At 45.4% G+C, this 3,261-nt stretch carries 2 protein-coding genes; one reads left to right on the plus strand and one right to left on the minus strand.

Annotated elements, in window-relative coordinates:
* Nucleotides 1-306 precede the first annotated feature (306 nt).
* Complete coding sequence (locus Q0R35_RS06545; RefSeq protein ID WP_295615288.1) at nt 307-2,166, plus strand: phosphodiester glycosidase family protein; 1,860 nt, start codon at nt 307-309, stop codon at nt 2,164-2,166.
* Nucleotides 2,167-2,448: 282 nt separating this feature from the next.
* On the opposite strand, the gene Q0R35_RS06550 is transcribed toward Q0R35_RS06545, so the two are convergent.
* Nucleotides 2,449-2,985, minus strand: coding sequence for a dCMP deaminase family protein (locus Q0R35_RS06550; protein WP_295615289.1), 537 nt, complete (start codon nt 2,983-2,985; stop codon nt 2,449-2,451).
* Between the last annotated feature and the right edge of the window lie 276 nt (nt 2,986-3,261).

Raw genomic sequence — 3,261 nt, forward strand, 5'->3', positions numbered from 1 at the left:
AATGTTAAACCAATTTTTTCACAAAGTTCAATTTTATTCATATTAGTTATACAATTCGATCGGCAACTAGATGGGACTGTAGACTCTCTTTGGATCAGAATGCTAAAGTCACTAAATTGTTCCAGACTAGATAGATCGAACTAAATCGCACATAGGTACTAAGTAATTGTCCGATCGTATTTTGAGATCGAATTTTTAGGAAACAGATCGAGAACTATTACTGTCTCAACCTACTGGTTGAATTGTTTCTCTTCAGTCAATCGCAACATAACCAAGCCCCAATCCCGCTGCATCTATCTAAATCGAATGAATTATCACCAGCTAGCTTTAATCCCGATCGCCATCTTCACGACTAATTTATATACCATCGCTATTATTACTAGAATTGCTCGTGCAGATCTAGCTCCAACTAATCGAGTCGCACCACAATCGGCAAGCAATACTTCTAGCTCAAAATTTGTCAATCGCGGCACCGAAATATTCTTAAATGGTAAAACATTAAACATCCCGTGGGCGCAATGGCAAAGTGGTAATACGTTGCGATTGGGAATTAGCGATACAGCCCTCGATCGACAACTGGGAGTAATACTTGCAAATAATAGTAATTATCGAACTCAACCAATAGATTGGTATCGATCGAGCAATTCGACACTAGTAAGTGTGAGTGCCAAACTCAGCTCTCAATATCGGTATTTAGATATCACCGATCTTGCTAAAAATAGTGGTTGGCAATGGCAACTAGTAGGTAATAAACTTCAACTAAATACCCCAGCCACTAGGGTATTAAGTGTCCTCCGAGATACTACTCCTAAAAATGGTAAGATTAGCGTTACATTAAGCAGATCTACACCCTGGAAACTCAGTCAAACCCCGACCGAAGGATATCTAACGATCGAAGCTACCGCCGATCCAGCCTTACTCACGCAACTTAACACCCCACCGCCAAACCTCGATTCCAATCTCGATCCCGATGACGATCCTACCGCCCAAAAATTAGCATATAAAATTACCAGTACCAATAATCAAACGATCGTCCAATTCCCGATCGTTAAAGGACAAAGAGCAGGAGCAAAATTATTATCACCAACCAATCTCGAAATTAGTATAAATTCCAACCTTGCCAATATTCCAGATCGCGAAATTAATTGGGCACCAGGGCTAAAATGGAAACAGAAATGGGTCAAACTGGGCGTAAATAATTTCCCCGTTAGTTATCTAGAAATCGATCCGCGTCAGAAAGGCATTAAATTTAGACCGATGCTAGCTGTCGAACCCAGCCTCGTCGGTACCAACCATCTAGTTAAATTTGCCCCCACCACCCAAATTGTCGCCGCCATCAATGGTGGCTACTTCAATCGGAACAATCGGATGCCCTTAGGTGCCCTCAAACGGGATGGCAAATGGTTATCCAGCCCCGTTCTCAATCGCGGCGCGATCGGCTGGAACGACAAAGGAAAGATCCAAATCGCCCGCTTGCAGATGCAAGAAACCGTAACTACATCCACAGGCGATGGCATACCAGTTCTCGCCCTTAATAGTGCCTACGTGCAAGCGGGATTCGGTCGCTACACCACCGAATGGGGCAGCACATACACCCCCATGCAAGCCAACGAATTAATTTTCACAGTCCAACAAGATAAAGTCACTCAAATCACCCCCGGCAACGCGGTCGGCAGCGTTAACATCACAATTCCCCCCAACGGCTATTTACTGACCTTGCGGGGGCAAACAGAGCTATCTGGGAGCCTCCCGATCGGCACTAGCTTAACCCTCCAACGCCAGATTACCCCACCCGAATTTGATAACTACGCACAGATTATCGCCGCTGGCCCTTGGCTGGTACGATCGAACCAAATCGTCCTCGATGCCAAAGGCGAAAATTTTGGGGTGAATTTTAGTAAAGAAGCCGCCGTCCGCAGTGCGATCGGTAGTACAGCGACCGGGAATGTTCTCATCTTTGCCGTCCACAATCGCGCTGGCGGCAAAGGGCCAACTTTGGCAGAAATGGCTCAATTAGTCCAACAGATGGGTGCTGTAGACGCTCTCAACCTCGATGGCGGGAGTTCTACTAGTCTCTATCTCGGCGGGCAATTAGTCGATCGCGCCTCAGCCACCGCCGCACGGGTACATAATGCGATCGGGATTTCGGTGGAGCCGGGGGAGTAGGGAGTAGGGATTGGGGAGTAGGGAGTAAGGAGTAAGGAGTAAGGAGTAGGGAGTAGGGAGTAAGGATTTCCGATCTATGCCTCCTAGCTTCGTTTCTGCACCGCCCTCAAATGAATTTGGGGCTAATAGCCAAAATTCGTTGAAACGAACTACCAAATTGACTAGTTTGTTTCAACGAACTTGAGCTATTAGCCCGTTGGCGTAGCCTTTCGGAACGAAACACTTCTAGTTCAGGGCGGTGCCTAAGCGGAGCAGATCGATTCTCCCTATCCCGAACTCACACTAACTAAAAGTTTCTATTGAAGTTGGGTTGAGTAAAAATGCCGCAGAACGCTGTGCTGTTGCTGCTGATACCTGAATTTGCACGAGTTCGATCGAGCTATCTTTTAGTAAGAAATCTCGAACCGTAATATTTTCGCCACTATTAAATGTTGTCTCGTAAAATACTTCCCGAATTCCTGCCGAAATGATTATTTTTAGACAAGATAAACATGGCTCTAAAGTTACATAAATACTCGCTCCATTTGTAGCAATACCATGTTTGGCAGCTTGCGCGATCGCATTTGCTTCGGCATGTACAGAGCGAGAAGGCAAAGTTTTGCTGGCATTACACGCACTCAATTCAGGGTAACAAAATCCCTGTGTCGTACAATGTACCGAACCCGATGGCGAACCATTATAACCTGTCGATAAAACTTGGCGATCTTTGACGATTACCGATCCGACAGGAAAGGCTAGACAAGTAGATCTGGTGGCGGTTAATTTTGCCAGCATCATGAAATATTCATCCCAAGTCGGGCGCGAAGAAATATCGTACATGGGCTAGGGAATAGGGGATAGTTTTATAGGGTGGGCACTGCCCACCATTTATGTTTCAGGCGATTTATATCTAACAAATATTTGCACCTAGTTACTTAGCTGGTGTAAATTCACTCGCTCATTCAGGTAACTTATATCGAGCGACAATCTTCTTAGCAAACTCTGGTACGTGTCGCTCTAGCTGTTCGGGATAATTACGCTTGGTAAATAGATAATTGCGGGTAAAGTGAGAATCGATCGAGAACCGGGCATATTCCAATCCTTTCGGGCCGATTT

It is taken from the genome of Chamaesiphon sp. GL140_3_metabinner_50, assembly GCF_025361915.1.
Lineage (GTDB): Bacteria > Cyanobacteriota > Cyanobacteriia > Cyanobacteriales > Chamaesiphonaceae > Chamaesiphon.

What these genes read in the sequence shown, in the direction of transcription:
- Q0R35_RS06545 (WP_295615288.1), top strand. Translation starts at nt 307, where the DNA reads ATGAATTATCACCAGCTAGCTTTAATCCCGATCGCCATCTTCACGACT.
- Q0R35_RS06550 (WP_295615289.1), bottom strand. Translation starts at nt 2,985, where the DNA reads ATGTACGATATTTCTTCGCGCCCGACTTGGGATGAATATTTCATGATG.